The organism is Candidatus Woesearchaeota archaeon, assembly GCA_018675335.1.
Taxonomy (GTDB): Archaea; Nanobdellota; Nanobdellia; order Woesearchaeales; family UBA11576; genus JABJCP01.
This window is the reverse complement of sequence record JABGYH010000007.1, coordinates 56,933-78,830: the sequence shown is the minus strand read 5'-3', so window position 1 is coordinate 78,830 and position 21,898 is coordinate 56,933. Positions and strand designations below refer to the sequence as shown.

At 31.4% G+C, this 21,898-nt stretch carries 15 protein-coding genes; 7 read left to right on the top strand and 8 right to left on the bottom strand.

What is annotated here, in order from left to right; translation table 11 throughout:
* The first annotated feature begins 80 nt into the window (after positions 1 to 80).
* The 3 genes from HN587_04690 to lspA all read left to right on the top strand — a co-directional run bounded on the left by HN587_04690 (position 81) and on the right by lspA (position 4,413).
* Positions 81 to 2,978, top strand: coding sequence for a hypothetical protein (locus tag HN587_04690; protein ID MBT7903141.1), 2,898 nt, complete (start codon positions 81 to 83; stop codon positions 2,976 to 2,978).
* Between the two features lie 162 nt (positions 2,979 to 3,140).
* Positions 3,141 to 3,890, top strand: a complete 750-nt coding sequence (locus HN587_04685; protein ID MBT7903140.1) for a hypothetical protein — start codon at positions 3,141 to 3,143, stop codon at positions 3,888 to 3,890.
* Positions 3,891 to 3,969: 79 nt separating this feature from the next.
* Positions 3,970 to 4,413 carry a signal peptidase II gene (gene lspA / locus HN587_04680; GenBank protein MBT7903139.1) on the top strand — a complete coding sequence of 148 codons (444 nt, stop codon included), beginning with the start codon at positions 3,970 to 3,972 and terminating at the stop codon, positions 4,411 to 4,413.
* Positions 4,414 to 4,493: 80 nt separating this feature from the next.
* Here the strand turns inward: lspA and eif1A are convergent, their stop codons facing one another.
* The 4 genes from eif1A to HN587_04660 form a co-directional block, all read right to left on the bottom strand.
* The gene (gene eif1A / locus HN587_04675; GenBank protein MBT7903138.1) at positions 4,494 to 4,850 is read right to left on the bottom strand and encodes a translation initiation factor eIF-1A; all 357 of its coding nucleotides are present in this window, start codon (positions 4,848 to 4,850) and stop codon (positions 4,494 to 4,496) included.
* Between the two features lie 101 nt (positions 4,851 to 4,951).
* Entirely contained in the window at positions 4,952 to 5,152 is a 201-nt protein-coding gene (locus HN587_04670) for a hypothetical protein (protein MBT7903137.1), read from the bottom strand.
* Between the two features lie 94 nt (positions 5,153 to 5,246).
* Positions 5,247 to 7,214, bottom strand: a complete 1,968-nt coding sequence (gyrB, locus tag HN587_04665; protein ID MBT7903136.1) for a DNA topoisomerase (ATP-hydrolyzing) subunit B — start codon at positions 7,212 to 7,214, stop codon at positions 5,247 to 5,249.
* Positions 7,215 to 7,559: 345 nt separating this feature from the next.
* A complete protein-coding gene (locus HN587_04660) occupies positions 7,560 to 7,913 on the bottom strand; it encodes a hypothetical protein (GenBank protein MBT7903135.1) in 354 nt (117 codons plus the stop codon).
* Between the two features lie 209 nt (positions 7,914 to 8,122).
* Here HN587_04660 and HN587_04655 point away from each other — a divergent pair, with 209 nt between their 5' ends.
* Positions 8,123 to 9,508 (top strand): tRNA (N(6)-L-threonylcarbamoyladenosine(37)-C(2))-methylthiotransferase, encoded by a 1,386-nt coding sequence (locus HN587_04655; GenBank protein MBT7903134.1) that lies wholly within the window; start codon positions 8,123 to 8,125, stop codon positions 9,506 to 9,508.
* Positions 9,509 to 9,583: 75 nt separating this feature from the next.
* Here HN587_04655 and HN587_04650 read toward each other — a convergent pair whose 3' ends face one another.
* The 4 genes from HN587_04650 to HN587_04635 form a co-directional block, all read right to left on the bottom strand.
* Positions 9,584 to 9,976 (bottom strand): hypothetical protein, encoded by a 393-nt coding sequence (locus HN587_04650; GenBank protein MBT7903133.1) that lies wholly within the window; start codon positions 9,974 to 9,976, stop codon positions 9,584 to 9,586.
* 150 nt (positions 9,977 to 10,126) lie between these two features.
* Complete coding sequence (locus tag HN587_04645; GenBank protein MBT7903132.1) at positions 10,127 to 10,963, bottom strand: PD-(D/E)XK nuclease family protein; 837 nt, start codon at positions 10,961 to 10,963, stop codon at positions 10,127 to 10,129.
* 223 nt (positions 10,964 to 11,186) lie between these two features.
* The gene (locus tag HN587_04640; GenBank protein MBT7903131.1) at positions 11,187 to 11,726 is read right to left on the bottom strand and encodes a hypothetical protein; all 540 of its coding nucleotides are present in this window, start codon (positions 11,724 to 11,726) and stop codon (positions 11,187 to 11,189) included.
* A gap of 202 nt (positions 11,727 to 11,928) precedes the next feature.
* Entirely contained in the window at positions 11,929 to 16,764 is a 4,836-nt protein-coding gene (locus HN587_04635; protein MBT7903130.1) for a hypothetical protein, read from the bottom strand.
* A 501-nt stretch (positions 16,765 to 17,265) separates the two neighbouring features.
* On the opposite strand from HN587_04635, the gene HN587_04630 reads away from it, so the two are divergent.
* From HN587_04630 to HN587_04620, 3 genes are all read left to right on the top strand, one after another.
* Positions 17,266 to 18,456 (top strand): hypothetical protein, encoded by a 1,191-nt coding sequence (locus HN587_04630; GenBank protein MBT7903129.1) that lies wholly within the window; start codon positions 17,266 to 17,268, stop codon positions 18,454 to 18,456.
* A 108-nt stretch (positions 18,457 to 18,564) separates the two neighbouring features.
* Positions 18,565 to 19,995: a hypothetical protein gene (locus tag HN587_04625; GenBank protein MBT7903128.1), complete on the top strand. Its 1,431-nt coding sequence runs from the start codon at positions 18,565 to 18,567 to the stop codon at positions 19,993 to 19,995.
* 36 nt (positions 19,996 to 20,031) lie between these two features.
* Positions 20,032 to 21,888, top strand: coding sequence for a hypothetical protein (locus tag HN587_04620; GenBank protein MBT7903127.1), 1,857 nt, complete (start codon positions 20,032 to 20,034; stop codon positions 21,886 to 21,888).
* Positions 21,889 to 21,898: the final 10 nt, after the last annotated feature.

Genomic DNA, 21,898 nt, shown 5'->3' with positions numbered 1-21,898 from the left:
TTAATTAACTATTAGTCAAATATTAGCTGCATTGGTTGTGTGCGGGTAGTATTCATTTTTTTGCAAAAAGAGGTATTTGAATGGATCCATTTTTTTTAGTAGTATTAGTAATTCTTGTTGTAGTTGCATTTTTGTTTATTAAGTTGGTAAAATTTTTGTTCAAGATTGTTTTTGTAGGAATTATTATCGTATCTCTTTTTTTGGTTGCAACAAATTTTGTTTCCGGTTCAGATATAGTTTTTGATGGTAATGTGAAAAGTGGTGCGAGCGTTGTTGTTGATGAGTATTCTTTTATTGTGACTATGAACAGTGCGCAAGATAGAATTTTTGTTGATGGATTAAGTATTCGTGCTAGTGTTCCTGTGACTGGTTGTTCTGAAAAAGAAATTTTTACTTTTTGTTTTACGAATGTTTCTCAAGACACAACTGAAGAGCCTTATACTACTTATGCTAATATTAATATTTCTCGTCAAGTTCCTGATTTAAAAGTTACTAGAACATTTAACAAGTCAGTTTTAATAACTGGTGAACTTGCTAAAGTTTCATTAAATATTACTAGTGAGGGTGACACTGCTTTTGATATTAATTATGTTGATGATTTTCCTGCAGAGTTTGAAATTGTTGATGTTGATGGTTATTGTAAGCAGGTTGGAAATTCAATTATTTTTACTAGAGGGTATATGAATACTGATGTTTCATTTGATTGTGAATATACAATTAGGGGATTATCTCAATTTGAGGGTGCGTTATCTGCTGAGTATTCGTTTGGTGATGGATTTAAAAAAATTCATGAAGAAAAAACAACGTCTAAAAAATTAACTGTATCTCCTTTATTTTTTGTTGAAGGGATAATGTTGAGTAAAGATGAAGAAATTTCTGAGTATCCGTTAGAAAATTCTAAGTCTGAATTGGATTTTTCAGACGACAATGAGGATTACCATCTTAATGAAGAAGTTCGTTTAGTGCTTAATGTGTCAAATTTATTCGATGAAAAAATTTCAATTAATTCATTTAAAATAGAATTTCCAGATTCATTAAAATATTTGGGAACCGGTCAAATTAGGTACCGCTGGGCGAATGAATCGAACGCATCAAATTCTTTGGTGGATGTAGAATCTAGTGGAAAAATTGATGAGATTAAATCTAATTATGTTGAGTATTCAAATCATGATTGGTCTGCTAATTATTCTAAAATGTTTGTGTTGCGTTTCAAAACGTCTCAGAGCGGAAGAATTAATTTTAAAATTACTGCAGATTACACAACTGAAGAAGATGATTTAAATTTTGTGTCAACTTATTGGGAGAGGTTTACTGTAAAAGATGCAGGTATTAAACTCAGAGTTTATTTGCAAGATAAAGATGCGATGCATCAGCCACGTCGAGAGATTGAAGATGGTGAAATCGGCCAATTAGAATCATTAAATGTTGAATTGTTAAGAATTTTTGTTGAAAATTTAAATCCTTATGTGTTTATTGAAGATATTGTGGTAACACCTGTAACTAGTATGATTGATTTAGAATCACTTGATATTGAAAAAATTTCAAAAGGTGGTTCGGAATATACTCATCAAGTAGATATGATTGTTCCTAAAGTTTTAGCAGATAAAACTTATGCATTTAATGTTACTGTTGATTACAAAAATGAGTATGGTGAGTCTTATTCAAACTCAACTGAAGTTGATTTTAAAGTTAACAAGTTTGAGGATTTAAAAATTACTCATGAAAGCTCTGAAGGATTAACTGTTGATGAAGGTCAAGAAATTATTTGGTCGACTACTGTTGAAAATCCTAGATTGGTTAAAATTCCTAAATTAGAAGTTAATGATTTAATCCCTCCTGAGTTTACTGTTGAAGGAGTGCATGGTAGAACGCTGGTATTGAAGCAAGAAGCAGAGGCAGTTGTGTACACGTATACCTTGACTGCACCTAAAGTTTCTAATGAAACAACTTTTAAAATTATTACAAATACACATTATTTTGATTGGGATGCTTTTTTTGATTATAATTTTTCTGAGTTTGAAGAAATAATTGTGCAACCTAAATCTCCTGATGTAACCATTTTTCAAGAATTATCAGAATCTACGTTGACTGTGGGAGATATTATTCCGTTGTCTTATACTATTACTAATGCGGATGAAGAAGAGACTGCGTATAATTTGATTATCCGTCCACCAAAACAAAGTGAAATTGATATTGTGGGTCCAAAGGTTCACAAGTTGGATCGGTTAGGTCCAAAAGAATCTGTTAAGATTGAAGATATTTTTAATGTATTTGTTAAAGTTAATGGTAGTCATAAAATTAATAAGAGTGTTCTTGAGTTTTATGATGCTGACAAAAATCAATTTTTTGATAATTCCACAATTATTAGCATTAATCCCTCTTATGCTAAATCTGCAGGGCCAATTATTTTTGTTGAAGTTTTAGGTGATGTAAATATTACTGAGTCTGAGGAAGTTTCATTTCCTATCAAAATTAGAAATGCGGGACAAACTACAACTGAAGTATCCTTGGTATCAGATGGTTTAGATAAATTTGAGTGGGAAGGAGTTGTTCCGGCGAGTTCATTTAGAGTTTATTATTATAAAACTGTTTTTGATGACGAGGGAGTTTTTAATATTAGTAATATATCTGCAGAATATGAGTATCAAAGTATGACTTTTAATTCTCATGCAGATATAAAAACTGTTAATGTTGCAAATTATGTTCCTAAATTTACCAAACTAGATTCAAGTACAAAATTAAGTGAAACTGCATCAATAACTAATTTATCTGATGAGGATATTATTGGTGTTGATGAAATTACAAATTTTGAACCAGTTAACGGTGAAACATTGTCAGATGAAGGGAGTTCTTCTTTTTCAAACAAAACAATTACTTTGTTAAAAATTGTTAGTGGTTTGGTTTTATTAATTATTGTTTTATTTTATTTTTTCCATAAAAAAGGTAATCAGCCTGATAAATTGCCTTTTTTAAAATAATTTTGTTTCAGGTTGTTTTAATCAAAAATTATTTATACTCAGATGTTAATTATTGGTATTAAATGTTTATCGTATATTAATAAAATATTAATTGGGAATTATTTGGCCATTAAATTTGGTCATTCATTAGGTGTGTATTTGAAGATTATTTAGGTGTTAATTATGTTTGAAAAACTAAAGTTTTGGGATAAAAGCGGCGGAGACGATTTTAATATGGGTGATTTAGGTAAAGATTTCGGCTCTGATTTTAGTTCTGACTTTGGTAATGCTTCTGGAGCTAGTAATGGAACTTCAGGTACTGGAGATATGAGTTTTCCTGATTTTAATTCGCAATCAAGTCCTGGAGCGCAACCAAGTCCTTCCTCTCAAAACTCTCCGTTACCTCAATCTTCGGCAATGCCCTCAAATGATCTTTCGTCTACCTTGCCTTCATCTAATCCTTCGGCTATGCAGTCTACTATGAATCCTATTGGTTCTGCGCCTAATCCTCCTGTTGGACTTCCATCGATTTCATCAAGTCCGTCTGATTCAAATTCAGATTTTTCAGGTAATTTTTCACCTATTTCTGATCATGAAGCAGCTCAACATGATTTGTCAGGTTTAGGTTCAACTCCTCAAGCGGTCGGATCACAATCTGCAGGATATCCTTCTGTTCAACATGCAACTGCCCCTCAACAACCTCAATATTCTCAAGTTCCTCAAGTAACTCAAGTGCCTCAACAACCATCTCAACCTCAAGGGTATTCTAATTTTAATGCACAGTCTCAAAATATTCATAAAGATATTGAACTTGTTAACGCAAAACTTGATGCTATTCGTTCTGCGATTGAATCAATTAATCAGCGTCTTTCAAATATTGAAAGAATTGCTAAGGGAGATAACAACAATAATCATCAGAAGTATCAGTGGTGATTTTATGAAATCAAAAAATAATTCTTTAAATTTAAATTTGAAAAGTATTTTTAATCATAATTTTTCAGATAAAAAATTTATGTTTAACGTATCACTATTTGCGGGCATTGCATTTTTTGTGTTAATGCTTGATCAAATTTCTAAGTTTCTTATAAAAAATTCATTTAGTCTTGGTCATTCTGTTCCAATAATAAATAATATTTTTCATCTAACTTATGTTCAAAACTTTGGTGCTGCGTTTGGTTTTTTACAACATGCGCAGTGGTTATTCGTGTGCATTGCTTTAGTTTTAATTGGGGGGTTTATTTATTTTCTTCCAGAATTAGTTGAACAAAAAGTAATTTTAATAGCGTCCGCGTTAGTTATGGGGGGTGCGATTGGAAATCTTATTGATCGTATTTTTTTTGGGTTTGTTATTGACTTTTTTGATTTTAGGGTCTGGCCTGTTTTTAATATTGCGGATAGTGCTCTTTGTATTGGTGTTGGGATATTGGTTGTTTATTATTTACTTGATCGCAAATAAATTTTTAGAATTTCATTTAGTTGTTTTTTTTCTGGTTTCAATCAAATTATAAAATAGAATAAATTTAAAATATTTTATGTTTAGAATTCGTCTGCTTCTTCAAGTGCACGTAAGTATCCTTTAGTTTTTAACCATTTTACTTGGTTTGGTCGATATTTAAAGATTACGTCTCCTTTTTCATCGCCGCCGAGTTCCCAAGGTTCTACAATTATGAAATCTCTTTCTCGTACCCATAATCTTTTTTTAAGTCTTCCAGGTATTCGACAAAGTCTTTTTTTACCATCCATACATCTTACAAACATACGGCTTCCACCAACTCTTTGTTCTACAACTCCGAATGATTCTAATCCTCGCGGTAATTTTATTCTGCCAAAATCTTCTTCTTCAGTAGCAGTTTTAACTTTTCCGCCTTTTTTGTATGGTTTTCTTGGTGGCATGTTTATTAAAAAATGAAGGTTGATTTATAAATCTTTGGGGTTATAAACTATTTCAAAAGTTTAAATTAGTTGTTTAATTGTGATAATTAAATAAGAATTGTTTATTTTTTTCTTTGTCGTTCTCTTATTTTCTGGTTTCGTGTGCGATCTTCTTTTTGTCTGAGAAGTCCAACTCCTATGAATGCAATTATTCCTACGAACACGTAACTTTTCCAACTAGAAAATATTTGGTATATGATCCAACAAACAAATACAATTATCCCTATTATTGTTAAATAAAATATTGGATGTCCTTTTCCCATTTTATTAGAATAAATTCTTTTTTATTATATAAATTTTTGGATAAATATTTTATAAAAAAAGGTTAGAAAAAATAAATTAAATAATTTGGTTAGTTTAAACATCTAAATTGACAACATCTTTTGCATGTTCTTCAATGAACTTTCTTCGAGGTTCTACATCATCGCCCATTAAAAGTGTGAACATTTTTTCTGCTTTTACTGCGTCTTCAATTGTGATTTGTTTTAACACTCGAGTTTCAGGGTCCATTGTAGTATCCCATAATTGTTGAGGGTTCATTTCTCCAAGACCTTTAAATCTTTGAATCATTGCGCCTTCTCCAATTTCTTGAATTGCTATGTCTTTTTCTTCTTCAGATTGTACATATTTGCTTTTCTTTCCTTTACTTACTTTAAATAAAGGTGGTTGAGCAATGTATACATATCCATGTTCGATTAATGGTTTCATGTATCTAAAAAAGAATGTTAAAAGTAGTGTTGAAATATGTGCACCGTCAACATCTGCGTCAGTCATAATTATTACTTTATGATATCTTGCTTTTTCTATGTTGAATTCTTCTCCTGCACTACATCCTATTGCAGTTATGAGTGCGATGATTTCAGTATTTTCATATACTCGATTAATTCTTGCTTTTTCTACATTTAGAATTTTTCCTCTTAGTGGGAGTATTGCTTGAATTATTCTATCACGTCCTTGTTTTGCACTTCCTCCTGCTGAGTCTCCCTCTACGATATATACTTCACATTTTGAAGGATCTCTTGATTGACAGTCTGCAAGTTTTCCAGGTAGTCCGCCACCACCTAAAACTCCTTTTCTTCTTGTTAATTCTCTTGCTCTTCGTGCAGCTTCTCGTGCTTTTGATGCTTGCACTGCTTTTAGTAGGATTGTTTTTGCGATACTAGGATTTTCTTCTAAAAACATAGTAAGTCCGCTGCTTACAAGTGATTCAACTTGTCCTTTTACTTCGCTATTTCCTAGTTTTGCTTTTGTTTGTCCTTCGAATTGAGGTTCTGCAATTTTTACTGAAATAACTGCAGTAAGTCCTTCACGTACATCATCACTACTTAACTTTCCACCATCTTTTGTTAATTTATTCTGTTCGATGTATTTGTTAAAACTTTTTGTGAGTGCTGACTTAAATCCAATTACGTGAGTTCCCCCCTCTATTGTGTTTATGTTATTTACAAAACTAAAGAAATTTTCAGTATAACTATCAGTATATTGCATTGCAATTTCTAAGTGCATTCCTTCTTTTTCTTTTTCAAAATAAATTGGTGAGTTAATGCTATTTTTATTTTTATTTAGAAATTCTACAAATTGTGTGATTCCTCCTTTGTATAGGAATCTATTCATTTTTCCTGTTTTCTCTTCGGTAATAGTTATTTCTATTCCTTTATTTAGAAATGCCAGTTCTCGAAGTCTGGAAGATAAAATATCGAATTGAAAATTTGTTGTTTCAAATATTTCAGACATTGGTTGGAATGTGATTTTAGTTCCTCGATCAGTGGTATCTCCGAGTGTTTGGAATTCTTGAGGCACTCCTGCGAGAAATTCTTGTCTATAATGTTTTCCATCTCGAGATATGTCTGCGATTAATTTAGTTGAAAGCGCATTTACAACAGAAACTCCCACTCCGTGAAGGCCTCCACTAACTTTGTAACTTTGTTTATCGAATTTTCCTCCTGCATGTAGTTTAGTTAATACTACTGTTAATGCAGGCATATTTAATTTTGGGTGAATATCAACGGGAATTCCACGTCCATTATCTTTTACACTTACAGAACCATTTTCATTAAGACTTATATCAATTTGAGTACAATGTCCTGCCATTGCTTCATCTATGCTGTTATCTACAATTTCGTATACGCAATGGTGAAGGCCACGAGGTCCGGTGGATCCTATATACATGCCAGGTCTTTTTCTAACTGCATCAAGGCCTCCTAGAACTGTTATTTGATCTGCTTTATAATCTGCAGGATTAGATTCTTTCTGAGGTGTAGCGTCTTTTATTTCAGTTGTAGGTTCTACGTCAGTGGTTTGTGTTGGTTGGTTTTCTTCTTCCATTTTTCTTATGTTTTTATTGTGTGATTATTAGTTATTTTTGTTTTCTTCTGTGAACTATTTTATCGTTTTTTTGTTAACTTTTATCCATAAAAACTTCAACGTATCAAACCTTGAAATTATGGCATTAGAAGGCTTATTTTGCCTGTTATTTTAATTTAAAAAAATACTTCGTGCTTTATATACTTTTCGTTTAGAAACAAGCAGTAGGGGCCCTGTATTATTTGTTTTGGACAGTTTTACAAAATTAGTTAAGTGAAGCCTAATTAATCTAATAAAATAATTTAAGAAAACAGTTTCCGATTAGTTTGGAATATACTTCTAAGTCAGTTTCAATATTGATTTAACTTACTTTTTTAGTTCTTCAGAAAGGCTTGATAACACTCTATCAATTGTGAAGAATATGTTAAAGTCAGTTTCATCTCTTGTTATTGGTCTTCCTGCAACCATTGCTTTTGCATGAAGTTCTACTTTTTTATTTGACCCGTGTATGTTTTTCTTTGATATTGAAATACTTTCAAAGTCTGAGCTTATTTCAGTCATTTTTCGTACGTGATTGCCTATCATTTTTTTTAGGATAACCATTGTACTTCTATCTAAGTCTCTAAAGCCTACTAATTCAATACTACCGCCAAGAGAAATCGCTTCAGTTGTTTGGTCTTGGACCGGTTCAGGATTTGTTTCTACATTCTCGTTTTCCATATATTTTGCACCCCAATTTTTAGCTTTTCAATCTTTTTTTGATCTTGGCTAATTCTCGGCTAATATTTTTATTTATTGTTTTTTTAGTATTTAAATGTTTGGTCATATTTTATTATTTTTTTTTAATTTAAAATTTATTTTCAAATGTGCTTTTGATTTTAAATTTTGGAAATCTTTTTATAAGCATATTTAATTCTTGATAATTAAGGATGGTTATGAATTCAGTTTTTATTTTAACTTATGGTTGTACTTTGAATAAGTCAGATTCTGAGTGTTTGTTAGGTCAACTTAGAAAAGAAGGATTTGAATTAGCAGATTCAATTGAATCAGCAGATCTGGTTATTGTTAATTCTTGTGTTGTTAAACAACTTGCAGAGACTAAGTTTTTTCGTATGCTTCGCAAGTTAAAAAAACTAAATAAAAAAGTTGTAATTGCAGGGTGTATTCCTCAAGCAAGAAAAGAATTAATTCAAACTAAATTAAAAGATTATTCTATTATTGGTATTGAGATGCTAGATCAAGTTTGTTTTGTTGTTGAAGAAACTCTTAATGGTAATGTTGTTCAATTAATTGGGACAAAACCAGTTGATCGCACACAGTCAAAAAATGTACTTGGTTCGATGAGTGTTGGTTCTAGTCATGATCTTTTTAATTCAAATGATGATAGGCTTAATCTGCCTAAAGTTCGAAAAAACAAAATTATAGAAATTATTCCAATTAGCAAAGGCTGTGTTGGTAATTGTTCTTATTGTAAAACTAAAGCTGCTAGGGGAGAACTTTTTTCTTATGATTCAAAAGCAATAATTCGCAGGGCAAAAGATGCAATTACGGCAGGGTGTAAAGAGATTTGGATTACTAGTCAAGATTGTGGTGCGTATGGGGTTGATATAGGTACGAACATAGTTGAATTATTGTCTGAACTAATTAGGTTAGAAGGAGATTTTAAGATAAGAGTGGGAATGTCAAATCCTAATTTTATAAAAGAATTTTTGCCAGGGCTAAAAGATATTTTTCAGTCTGAAAAAATGTTTAAGTTTATTCATATTCCTGTGCAAGCAGGATCCGATCGGATTTTAAATTTAATGAATCGAAAATATTCTCGTTTAGATTTTTTACAAATAGTTAAAGAATTAAGATCTGCAGTTCCAACTATGACTATTGCTACGGATATTATTTGTGGGTTTCCAACAGAAACTGAGTCTGAGTTTCAAGAATCTCTTGATTTAATAAAAATAACAAAGCCTGAAATTATTAATATCTCGAGATTTTGGTCGCGACCGGGAACTCCTGCAGCAGAATTAAAACAATTGGCAGGAACAATCACTAATACTCGTTCTCGTAAAATTGCTAATTTGTTTAAAAAAATTAGTAAAGATTATCTTGTTAAGTTGGTAGGTTCAACTCAAGAAATTATTGTTGATGGTATTGGCAAGTCAACTGAGTCTGTTGTTTCGTTTATTGGTCATAATGAATCTTATACTCAAGTTATTGTTAATCAAAAAAAGTTGCAAAAGAATAAACTTCAATTAGGTGATTTAGTTAAAGTTAAAATTACTTCTTCAAGTTCTCATTATTTGATTGGTGAAATAATTTAATTTAGAAATATTGTGGGGATATTAAAATAAAAAATTTAACAATTTTGGTTAATTTCTACCTTTTATGAGCTATGGTTAAAATCCACTTGGTGGAAATTGTTGCTGTGTTTGTGATTGAGTTTCTTGTGGTTGTGATATTTTTTCAGGTTCGTCTTCACTTTCCTCTTCTGATTCGTCCCCTTCTTCGCACTCTTCATCACTTTCTTCGACTTCGGGTAGTTGTACTCCACAGTTTTGGCAGAATTTTGCTCCTTCGTCGTATTCTTCTCCACATCCTACGCATCTTGCAGTTTCTTCGATGTCGCCTTCAAATCCTGCTCCGCATGCATGGCAGAAATTGTCATCTTCACTTACAACAACTCCGCAATCACATTTAATCACTTCTTCTTCAGGTAGGTCTTCTCCACATTGTCTGCAGTAATTATCTCCTGCAAGTCCCTTTGTTGAACATTCATTACAGTGTGCCATTTTATTTACTTCAGTATTTTTTTTGTTTATTAATTTTTCTAATCTAGATTGATTAAATTGCAGTTTATGATGGCGAATATAGTTGTTAACTATTATAGTTGTTAACTATTTTTTTATTATTAGTTTTAGTATTGGTGTAATTATTTGCGTTTATTTTCGCTCGCGCATACACATATCGTAGAAATCGCATTGACCTGTTGAGTATTTGCATAAAGGACTAACTTTTTTGGGATAATCAGTTATTACTGTAGTTTGTGTTGCTGCGTGTATTTGTTCAACTTCAAAAAGTGCATCTTGAATCATTTCTTGTGTGACATCTATGTGTTTTTCGCCGGTTTTCAAAAACCAAATTCCAACTTTTTTAGGCATTACTCCATGTTTTCTTTGATACATTAAAGCATATAATCCTAATTGCAATCGATACGCAGGAGTCATAGTATCTTTCTTGCTAGTTTTATAGTCGATTACTACAACATCTTCTGAGTCTCCGTCTCGATGAATTGCGTCAACATATCCTTTTATTTTCAGTTCGTCATCTTTGTATAGTTCTTCGCGAGTTAATGGGTTTACTCGATTAAATGCAAATTTTAAATCATTGTCATTTTTGTCTAGTTGTTTTTTTATTTTTTGTAAATAATCATTAAGCCAATTTGCGAGCATAAATGTGCTTTCTTCATAATAGAATTCTAGTTCTGATTGTAATAATCCTAGTTTTGATAATTCTTTTTTTTTACTTTGCCAACTTTGGCTGAATAATTGTTTTAAATGTTTAGTTAATTTGAGTTTGTAATCATCAAGAGTTAATGTACTAAATTTTATATCAAAAAAGTTTTCAAGAGCACTATGAACTACATTCCCTCTTATTAAATGTATGTTAGGTTTTGTTGGAAATCTAAGAATGTATGAGTAGAAATACCGTCGAGGACACTGTTTAAATAAATTTATCGAACTTGGACTTTGTACTCTGCCTCCTTGTTTTGCAACCATCATATTTTAAGTTTGAGGCTTACTTATATAGTTTTGGTTTGATTTTATTCTATTTATTTTGTGATTATAATTCTGCTTAAAAAGCGATTAATTGTTTTAAATTTTGATTATGTTTTTTTAGCGATTAGTTTTTCACATTAAATTATTTTCAGTTTTAATCATATTCAGTTTTATTTTTATATGGCTTAATTTAATTGGAACTAGTTATTTGCTTGGGGTCTGCTTATGGTTGTAGTATTGATGGTTCTTCATCAGAATTATGAGGCCTAATATTCATTTCAAATATTAGTCGTTCATATGTTTTCCAAGCAAGATACGTATCCATAGTAAATGGTGGATTCATTTCCCAATATTTTTCATCCCCTAGTCGTTTTAACAAGTCTAATTCTCGTTCATCACACATTCTTTCTGCAATTTTTTTTGGTGTGAGTGTTCCTTCAAGATCCATATGCTTAACTTCATGAACAAGGACTGTCGCACAATAAACTCGTCCACGTTCCATTGCTTTTTTTGCCATATAAACTGAGTTTCCGTGTGCGTAACTTATGCGGTCGTATTCTGATAGTTTTACATTGCGTACGCGTTCTTCAACAGGCAAATAAAATTCGGGTGCTTCAATTTGCATTAAACTTAATGCATCGACAATTGTTTGTAGTCCTTCGCTAGGTTTTAAGAAAATCTGTATGTCGTTTATTATTCCTGCATATGGAGTTGGTCTTGTTAATCCAACTATGGAGATAACTTTTCTTTTTGGTCTCCCCATGATAAAGTGTGTTAAGCAATCCAGGTTTATATAACTTGTTTGCAAATGGTATATATTGTTTATAAATTTTAAATATGGCGGAAATTCTTCGGGTATATTTTTCTTAGATGCCTTCAAAAATATACTTATATTGTATTTTGTATAAAATAAGAAAGAAAAAGAATAAAAAATTTAAAAAATTTTTACACTATTTTTTTTGTGTTTATTGAGTTTTGCCACCACTAGCGTTTGCAGGTTTATAATCAAAGTTTCGCGCGTCAGGTTTTTTCTCCTCTTTAACTTCGACTTTTTTTCCATAAACCACGTCATCAATTTGTTTTATGTCTTTTGCAATCTTTGCATGGTCAGCTTCCATCTTGGTTTTTATGTCTTCCACTGCGGTTTTTGTTTCTTGATGGATCAATAATTTAACTTCATCAAGGAAGTCGGAATAGTGTTTATTTAAGTAACTAACTCCACCTTCCCAAGTTCCTGCACTAGGTTCGGATTTCATTTGTTCCATCCAATGTAATAGCTCTTTTAATGCATCACTGTTTCTTAATGTGTCTTCAATTTTATCGTCTCTTTCGCGACCTTCTCGTACCATTTGCATTGCTTTTACAATTTTGATGTAACTTTCAACTCCGTGTTTAGCACTCTTTAGTTTTGGTAGTGTTTGTTTTTCAATGTAGTCCATTACTTCTAGTAGTAGTTGGTTTATGTTTCCAAGTAATACATATAAGTCTGTGTGGTTCATTGATTCTGCTTGTTGGATGGGTTCAGTTAATGCTTCTGAAGCTTCTAAGTATTGGTCAAGATACTTTTCCATGAGTTTTATTTTCTCATCGATTATTTTTTGTATCTCTACAAAATACTTTGGAACGTCTTCTCCCATCATACAATATGCAAAACTACATTTACCAATTCCGCCGGAATTAATGAAGTGTGCTTTTACTTTTTCTATGCTGGGTTTTAAATCACCAAATAAATTTCCAGCACTTGTAATTCCTCTCCATCCAGTGTATAAGAACTTTCCTTTAGTAAGTCTTTTTCTGTTTGCAGGAAGAGTTAGTCCTCTTCTATATTCTTCATGAGTTAATTTTTCTTGTAACTTTAACCAGTCATCATGTACTGCTTCAGTTCCAAAAATAAATTTCTTAACTCCTGCTAGTTGTAATCTATTTCCATCTTGGATAGTTCCCCAGAATTTTCCAACTCCATTAACATTTCCTCGATCAGTCAAACCTCCAAATACGTGTGGTTGTTCGAATGCTTTTCTTAGTCCTGCCGGATTTTTGGATTTTCGCTCACCATCATTTTCACTTAATGGGAATTCGGAATTTAGTGTGTTTAGTTGGTGTTCTAATTCTGTTTTTATTGCCATGATGTGGTCTTTTCCTTTATTGTTTAATAACGGCAATAGTCCATCAATATCTCTTAAGTTACTTTCTAAGTTCTGTATTGGTATTGGCGGAACTACTGGGACAATTGATGTTGTTGGCAATAGTATTTTTACATCTGTGCATGTGCCACCACCAAGAGGGCTTTGATTAATTGGTTTGTCAGGTTTTCCACTATCAATATTATTTTTGATAACTTCAGGTTTACCTTTTGGTTTGATTTTTGCCCAAACAACTAAGTTCTTATGGAATCTGCCCTTAAATGTGAACTTGCCATCTTTATCAGTTATCACTTCAACAGTTTTACCTGCTTCTTGATAGTCGTGGCCATCTTCTTGCAACCAAACTTTTGCACCTTTTAATGGTGTTTCTTCCAATTTTTCAGTCAATGTAACTACTGTTCCCATTATGAGATTTGGCACTTTCTTAAATCGTAATTTTTCAATAACGATTACTTCTCGTCCAAATTCATCTCTAACAACGAGTGCTAGTTGGAATTCTTTTTCATCACCTTTTATACTTAAGCGCTTATCAAATACCATTCCTGGGACGTTTTCAGTAATTCCAAATTTCTTTTTCACTTCTTCGGAAACACTTTCCCATGTAATTTCTGTTGTTAGTTTGTCATTATCTGCCTTGGCATACCACTTACCGTCAGCTCTAACACTTAATTCAATTGGGTTACGACTATTATATCCCCAAATAAATTTGTACTGGAATGGTGCACATCCTTGTAGTATTCCATTTTCTCTAGGAATTCTTCCTTCGAATTTTGCTTTATTGGTTGTAAGTTCTAATACATCTTTTCCAGTTAACAAAGTAACATATGGAGCATCTCCTTTTTTCTTTGTACCTTTTCCACCAGTTGTGTGTGGTAGTTTTGGATGTATTATTTCGGCTTTTAGTTTAGGTGTTTTTTCTATGAGTTCTATGATTCGTTCAGATAATTTTTTCTGAGCTTCAAGTTTTTGCGCAAGACCTGTAAGAATAGTTTTGTCTTTTTGCAATTGAACATAGATTTGCATAGATAGTTTGTGTATGTATCTAAACATCGCGGTAGTATTTTCTTTTCGAACACCTGTCCATTCAAGCCATTTTGTATCAAACAAGTCTCCTTGTCCGCCAAGTCCTGGATTCCAATCTCTTGCAGCACCAGGATTTTGAGGTCGTCCAAATAATAATTGAAGTACATTGTATTTGTATGGTGCATGTCCGTAGTCTTCTTCTAAGGCTCTAGTTCCGCCAGCAACTCGTTGCATTCCAGTTCCATAACCCCATTCTTCTTTTCGTGTTCGCTTCATGTCGTGGAAATGACTCCATTTTTTTTTGTAGTCTGTAAGCCAATTTTTAAAGCCCATTTTTTTCCATTGTTCGCGGTTTCCACCAAATAAATTAAGTACTCCGGATAATAGAATTCCACCTTCTCTTGTTTCTGTTTCTATGTCTTTTAAGATAAAATCTATTTCTTTTCTTACTTCAACAATTAATTCTTTAATTTTTGTTAATACTGTTAATAGATGTTCTTTTCGAGTTATAATCTGATTACCTTGTTTGAATTTTTCTTCGGGATTACAGATTTTAATATCTCCATTCTCTATTTTTTGAATAACGAGTTCAATTCCATGTTCATCTCCATCGAGTTCCATTAATAACTCTACAAGTTCTAAATACAACATTAGTATCTTTTGAACATTTTCTCCTGCTTCAACAAGTCCTGGAAATTCTTTTTTTTGTAGCACATGATATGCTGTTTCCATTACGAGTTTTGCTTCAAATTTGTTTCCATGATCCTTTTTATGTTTTAGAACAATCTCAAGAACTATTGCAATTTCAGAATCTGTAAGGCCAGTTTGTTCTTTCATTGAAGTTAAATATTCTTTTAATGTTTCTGCGGTAAATGTTTTGTCTTCAATTAACTCTTTCAATGATTTTCCTTTTTTAAGTTTTAAATCTAATGCTTCTAAATTGGATTTAACTTGTTCTGGAGATATTATTTTTGAAGTATTTGCATTATCTATTTGTTTTACAAGTTCTCCAAATTTTTGTTTTTCTTCTTCAGATAGCTTTGAAATTTTTGCATTTATTTCTTCTATTTTTTTGATAGTTTTAGTTTTTTTATCATTTACTAGTTTGATAAATCCTATTACATCTTTGCAATTTTTCATTTCAGCTACTTCTTCTTTTTTATGCTCTCTGATTAGTCTTCTAAATGTTTTTCGTTTAAACCACCAAATTGGGAATATTAACCAAATCCATAAAATTAACCAACAAGTAAATATTTTTAACCAGAAGGGTTGTCCGCACCATGAAGCTAATTCATCGCTTGTAAACCAATTAAGAACTGTTCTTGTTGGGCAGATGCAATCATCTGCAGTAGTTCCAGGAGTTGTTGTGCCATCTCCATCTTCTGTAACTTTTAATGGGAGTGCAGTAATACAAACAACTGCCTTGCCCTCTTTATAATATTGTTTTCCATTTTTTGATTTGCCTGATGCAAGGGTATAAACATCAAAACCATCAACATTGGATTCTCCTGATTCAATTTTTGCTTTTTGTTCTGCAGTTAGTCCTTCGCCATTTGGAACATATGCTTTACCTTTGCTAACATATGCATCAACTGTTTTATCGCAGGCTGGATCAATTACTGCTGGAACTGTATCAATTTTAAATGTAAATTGAACTTCTTCTTCATCAATTTCTCCATCAGAATCGATTGCAATAATTTTAAAAGTTACTGCGGTAGGTTCTTCGGGAGGGGTCCAATCAAGTTCTGCACGTTTTCCATCATTAAATCCTGCGATGGTCATTCCAGCAGGGGCACCAGAAAGGCTATAAGAAATACTTTCATTTGGAAAATCTGCATCATTGGTTGTGATTGTTAAACCAATTGCTGCATTATTTACAAATTCGAATTTTGCAGGGAATGTAGTTTGTTCTCCTATCATAAAAATTTCAGGAGGGTGATTTTCAATAACTGGATCTGGTTTTGGTATGTCTTCTTCTTCAACATAAAATCCACATCCTTCTGTGTATTGGACATATTCTTGTGCGCCAGTTGTAAGTAGGGGTTGTTCATAAGTTGAAACAACAAATCTTCTGTTAGCAACTAATGGTTTGTAATTATCTAGTCCTTTTGCTTTGTCAACTTCACTTCGTAGTGGTTCAGCAAGTGGCCAAAACATGTCTGTTTCTTGTGTTGGTCCAAATCCTATTGATTGGAATTGGTATTGTCCTGAACTAATATAGAGGTCTACCATTAATTCTACAATTGCGTCTTGTCGTGATTGTGCGAGTTTAACATTATAAGTTGATGATCCATCAATACTAGAATAAGCGCTTATGTATATTGGGCCAGTATAATGTAATGTGTGTAAATAGTTTAAGTATTCTAATAATGATGTTTCAGAATTACCTAATACGTAATCAGTTAATTTACTTTGGGCTGTAACTGGAGGGGGTTCGTTAAAGTTAAATAATCCATGTACTTCACAAATCTTTCCTGGTAACGCATCAACGTCAGCTGCTGCAGGTGGAGTTAATTTGTTTAATTCTGTTTTTATTTGTGCGTTGGTTAATGCGTACGCTCCAAATGAACATAGAATAAATATTGTTATTAATAGTGTTGCTAGAACTAATTTTCCCCTTTTTATGTTAATCACCCTTTTAATTTTTTTTTGAAAATAATTGCTTAAATTTATTTATTTTTGTTATTGAATAATAAAAACAATATTTTTTAATTTAAACATAATATATACAACTAAAATATTTTAATTGTATATTTAGAAATTGTTTTCTTTTTTATTATTTAAATCTTTCGCAGGATAATTGGGAATTCTTACTTATTTATTATTTTTTTAATCATTTTTTTTATTCTTTAATTAATAATTTTTTTTCTAATTAATTATTTTATTATTCAGTTTGGTATATATTCCGATTTGTAATTCATCTGAATTAGACTTTCAAAACATTTATATATGATTATGCTGAACGGTATATTTTGTAGCTTGTTTATATTCGGTTTTGTATAAAAATTTTAGTAAGATTTAAATAGTATTCAATTCTGAATATATTCCGATTGGTATAAAAAATACTTGACTTGAGTAAAATATAGTAAAAAAACAATAATTTTGAGTTTTGCGAGAACAAAGATGCATAAATTTTTGTCAGAAAAAGAGGTGTTGTATTGGGATAATTCTATTTTTTTAGATGCACTTAGGAAAAATTCAAATATTGCTGTTTTAGGGCCTAATTCTTGTGGTAAGGAGACATTAATAAAAACTCATTTTGCAAGTCTTAAGCCAAAACATGCGCTAATTTGTGATTTAAACAGGTTAAGTATTTCTCCAGAACAGTTTTCTATTGAATTTGTTGGAACAATTGTTTGGTCTTATTTTTCAAATAATTCTGTTGAGCGTTCAAAGTATTATGATGCAGATTTTTTGATTGAGCAAGCATTATCAAAACAATGTAAAGAAATAATTGGAGTAATTCAAAATGAATTACAAAAAATAAAGCCAGATCAAACCTTATTATTAGAGTCCGCATTTGATTTTTCGGAATATTTTGCAAAACATATTAAACAAAAAATGTCTATTGCATTTCTTAATTTTGAAAATTTACTGGATTTTAATAATTATTCGCAGATTAGAGATATACTTGATTTATTTTTTACGCGAATGAATTCTCATAAACATGTCAATTACATTTTTTCATCAAGTTTCACAAATAAACTAACTGGACTTTTGAAATATAGAGTTGATTTATTAGAAATGAAGTATTGGGATAAAGATGCAACTATTCATTATATTGAAAAAGTTTTAAAGTATAATTTTGATAGGCATGTAATTTCTCAAATTTATAATTTTTCGGGAGGGATTCCTTTTTTAGTAAGAACTCTTTCAAAATCTTTATATTTGAAGTTTAAAGAAGAACAATCAACAAAACAAGACTCTTTTAAAATTTCTAATGAGAATTTATTTGCATTTTTCGTTCAAAATTTATCTTCTAAATTTTCGCCTCTTTATTCATTTTGTAATAAAACTTACTCTACTGCATTAACTAATGCTAGGGGTGCAACCTTGTTAAAAGTAGTTCTAAAAGTTATGACTCATAATCCTGATTTAAGATTGACTGAAATTGCACGTCAAGTTTATCGTTCGGGGCCAGTTACCAAAAGTCTTCTGGAGCGTTTAATGGAGGTTGATATTATCAAAAAGGAAGGTAAAGTCTTTGTTTTTGCAACACCTCTTCTAAAGATATGGTGTAAATTGATGTTTAATAATATTTCAATTAAGGATTCAGATATAATTTCATTGGCAAGCCTCGCAGAGCTGGAGGATTTTTTGAGATAACTCTCGATAAAATAAATTCAATTACTCTATTAACTAACAAAAATGAATAAACTAAATAAAAACAAAAAAAGAAAAATTGTGTTTTTGTTAATCTCATTAGTATTATTTATGTTCGTTTGTTCTCTTGCGGTTGAAGCAGGTTTTAAAGATACATTCAAAAGTAAATTCTCAGGCGCAAAATCTAAGTTTGGAGAGTATAAAGTTAAGTTTAAGGAGTTTAAATTAAATTATTTGACAAAACAGTTCATACTTTCAACACTTGCAACTTGTGGTGTTTTATTCGTGTTATTTATGGTATTTTTGGGAAGTAAATTTTCTGATAACTCAAGTAAGTATGTTGCTTGGGCAATGGTATTTGTCGTAGCAGTTTTGATAACAAAGTCAATGTTAGTTGAGCCTCAAGAATATATTTGGGAGCAAAAAACTTTCCTCGAATACAAAGTAATGGGTTGGGGTTGTGATAATGGAGAGTCAAAGATTGGTTGTACTCAAGTTAATAATAGTCCTGGAGCTTATGTGTTAAGCGATTTTCCAAAAGATGTTGATCAAGGAGTATTAAAGACTGGAACGAATGGTGAAGGGTTACCTGCATTTATCGCAGCATTTGTTAGTTTAATATTTGTGTTTGTTATTTTTAAAGATAAACTTGGATTGCCTGACGGTTTTTATATGGAATTTATTATTCCTGCATTTATTGCATTTTCATTTGCTAATGATGGGATGACTAGGGCAATTGCAGTTTTAATTGGTGGGTGGGCAGCTCTTATGGCTTTAAGTTTTAATCTTCACCAAAATATGAATAGTGATAAACCTAGTGGATTTATTTTTGGTTTAGCTTTCGCATTTGTTCAAATTATTATAACTAATGTTGATGTGAATTCAAGTTTAATTGTGTGGAATCCCTTCAAAACAAATCCTGGTCCTGGATCAGCAGAGGCAATTCTTACTTGGATTATTGTTGGGATTTTAATTGGGCATGTAAAAAATATTCTTTCAAATGTGGGGAAGAATTGGTCTGAAACTTATCAGAATCTATCAGAAAAAGAGCGTACTAGAGTTGATCAATTAATTGAAGAAGGTCATCCTCTAAAAGCAAGATTATCTGGGGCAATTCCACTTCTTAATTTTGATTCTGATGAAGAAAAATTAGATGCAGAACTTCAAGATGGAATTATTGGGCAAGTTGCTCAAAAACTTGGAATTCCTAAATCTAAGGTTAAAGGAGATTTTAAAAAATATTTCCGAGAGTTGCATATGAAAGATCCTGAAGCGATTAAAGATCTTCAAGATTCTATGGATAATTGGAAACGAACTAAAACTTCTATGAAAGATACTATTGGTTTAGTTGATAAACCCCCTCTTTGGCGTAGGAGTTTTGGATTTATCGGAAGTGGTATTGGAAATTTATTTGGTAGTAAAAACAACGCCAAGTCAGATTCACCAAATCCTAGCACTCCTGCAAAAAAAGAAGGAACAAGTTCGGAATCAAAAGATGATAAAAACTCAGGAGGTCAGTTAGATCCTGCTTTTTCATCTTAAAATTAAGTTAGAACATAAGTTAAAAAAAATAAAAAAATGGTTGTACCAAATATTTCAAATCAATGTCCTGTAGCTGGATCAAACATAAACCCTGCGAGTGCAGTAAATGCAGCTAGTAACAAAACGAATTTAAGAGTAGTTACTCAAAATACTCCTGCGGTGAACAGATCTAATCTTCCTGCTGATTTCAAACTTGCAGCAAAAGAATTAGATGATTTATTTGTTGAATTTTCAGATACATTCGAATTATATGGCAGGTTTAGAAAAAGATTTGCTCATACTTTGATGGGTAGAGAACTTGAGCATTTAGAAACTCTACTTGCAGATTCAGGTAAAAGTTTAAGAGTTTCAGAATTCTTTTTCCATACGTTTTTACCTCATTTAGATGAGTATTGTAAATGGTTGACCACAAATTTTCATGATTCTGAGCTGGCAACAAAGTTAACGAAACTAATGAAAAAATTTGTAGCTAAAAAGTTAATTCCCCCTCAACAAGATGTTGGTTTTTTTACTTCTGTAAAAAACAATCTTGCTAGTGGAGAAGTATTTCATTTAGATGTTGTTCATTTTGTTTCGTATTTTGAACAATTTGTTGATTATGTTGAAAAACATTTTCCAAAAAGTAAGTTAGAAAAAAAACTAGCTCAATCTGACAAAATTGTATTTTTGGGTAAGTTGTTTGAAGAAGTAAAAGCATTAGAACATTTCAAAGACTTATTGACAAATAAGAAAAGTACTTTTGTAACTGTGTTATTTGCAGTAAAAAAAATTCTTGCAAGTGTTAACTCCAAACCGTTGGCTCAGTTATTGCAAGATTTTTCAAAAAAAGATGGGCAAAAAATTATAGATTATTTAGTTGCGTTTGGAATTGATGAAAACGTTCCAGATTATTGGGCTCAATTGAACTTAAAAGATTCACCGTCAACAATTATTGCAAAAGCAATTGTGAGTTATTTGAGTAAGTTTGATAATAATTATAATGATAATAACATGATTGCAATATTGTCCGATATTGTTTTAGCGCATTTAATTGAAAATACTGCTCAAATTTTAGAAAGCAGGTATAAAGATAAAGCTTATGCAACTATTTTTAGAACTCAGTTTTCAAAAAGAAATCCTGTTGAATTATTAAATTCTTTAATTTCAAATCTTAAATCAGGGGATAGGTTGAGTAAAGTTGAGCATGAAGCAGTAGCTCAAGTTAAGGTTATTGTTAAATTATACTTTGAAGAGTTAAAGAAAAAATCTCAAAAAGTACAAGTTGCATTTATTGAATCAATTAGTGATAGAGCGCATAAACTTTCAAAGGGGTTGAGTCATGAACTTAATTCATTAAAAAAAATTCAAACTGATGAAAGTGAGTTGTATCGTAATTTTGCAATTGCGAAATCAGTTATTATGCATTATCATAGTTTGGCGGTTGTAGCGCAACAAGAAAAATCAAAACGAGAAGACTTTATTGGGAGTGTTGCAACATCTAATTTTAAAGGGGCAGATCCAGAACGGGTTGTTGAGTTATTTACTGCTGCAAATGATAATTCTGGTTTTATAGTTACATTAGACAAAAGAATAAAATCGAATGTTTCTAAACGGGATGCTAAAATTAAACAATTATTGAATGATATTCATAATTTAAAACAAAAAATTGCATTTTATAGAAAATTAAAAGATGAGCAAATAAGAGTTAAACTTGGCGAACCTCCATTAGAAAAACATTATCTTAGATTGCCATTTGGATTGAGTCGTATTTTTTCTGCAAAAGATATTGCTACAAAAAAACATGCAAAATCTGCAAATGTAGTTTCACGCTCGTCAGATAAATCTCAAAATAGTTCGTCAGATTCAAACTCAAAACCTGAGTTAAGTTTAGTACAAAATCAAAAAGCAGCATGATCGGCTAAAG

Bases quoted from the DNA above. Each gene is read 5' to 3' on its own strand.
- HN587_04660 (MBT7903135.1), bottom strand. From the start codon at position 7,913: ATGGAAAACGAGAATGTAGAAACAAATCCTGAACCGGTCCAAGACCAA.
- HN587_04625 (MBT7903128.1), top strand. From the start codon at position 18,565: ATGTTCGTTTGTTCTCTTGCGGTTGAAGCAGGTTTTAAAGATACATTC.
- HN587_04670 (MBT7903137.1), bottom strand. From the start codon at position 5,152: ATGGGAAAAGGACATCCAATATTTTATTTAACAATAATAGGGATAATT.
- HN587_04655 (MBT7903134.1), top strand. From the start codon at position 8,123: ATGGTTATGAATTCAGTTTTTATTTTAACTTATGGTTGTACTTTGAAT.
- HN587_04685 (MBT7903140.1), top strand. From the start codon at position 3,141: ATGTTTGAAAAACTAAAGTTTTGGGATAAAAGCGGCGGAGACGATTTT.
- HN587_04645 (MBT7903132.1), bottom strand. From the start codon at position 10,963: ATGGTTGCAAAACAAGGAGGCAGAGTACAAAGTCCAAGTTCGATAAAT.
- gyrB (MBT7903136.1), bottom strand. From the start codon at position 7,214: ATGGAAGAAGAAAACCAACCAACACAAACCACTGACGTAGAACCTACA.
- eif1A (MBT7903138.1), bottom strand. From the start codon at position 4,850: ATGCCACCAAGAAAACCATACAAAAAAGGCGGAAAAGTTAAAACTGCT.
- lspA (MBT7903139.1), top strand. From the start codon at position 3,970: ATGTTTAACGTATCACTATTTGCGGGCATTGCATTTTTTGTGTTAATG.
- HN587_04620 (MBT7903127.1), top strand. From the start codon at position 20,032: ATGGTTGTACCAAATATTTCAAATCAATGTCCTGTAGCTGGATCAAAC.
- HN587_04640 (MBT7903131.1), bottom strand. From the start codon at position 11,726: ATGGGGAGACCAAAAAGAAAAGTTATCTCCATAGTTGGATTAACAAGA.
- HN587_04650 (MBT7903133.1), bottom strand. From the start codon at position 9,976: ATGGCACACTGTAATGAATGTTCAACAAAGGGACTTGCAGGAGATAAT.
- HN587_04690 (MBT7903141.1), top strand. From the start codon at position 81: ATGGATCCATTTTTTTTAGTAGTATTAGTAATTCTTGTTGTAGTTGCA.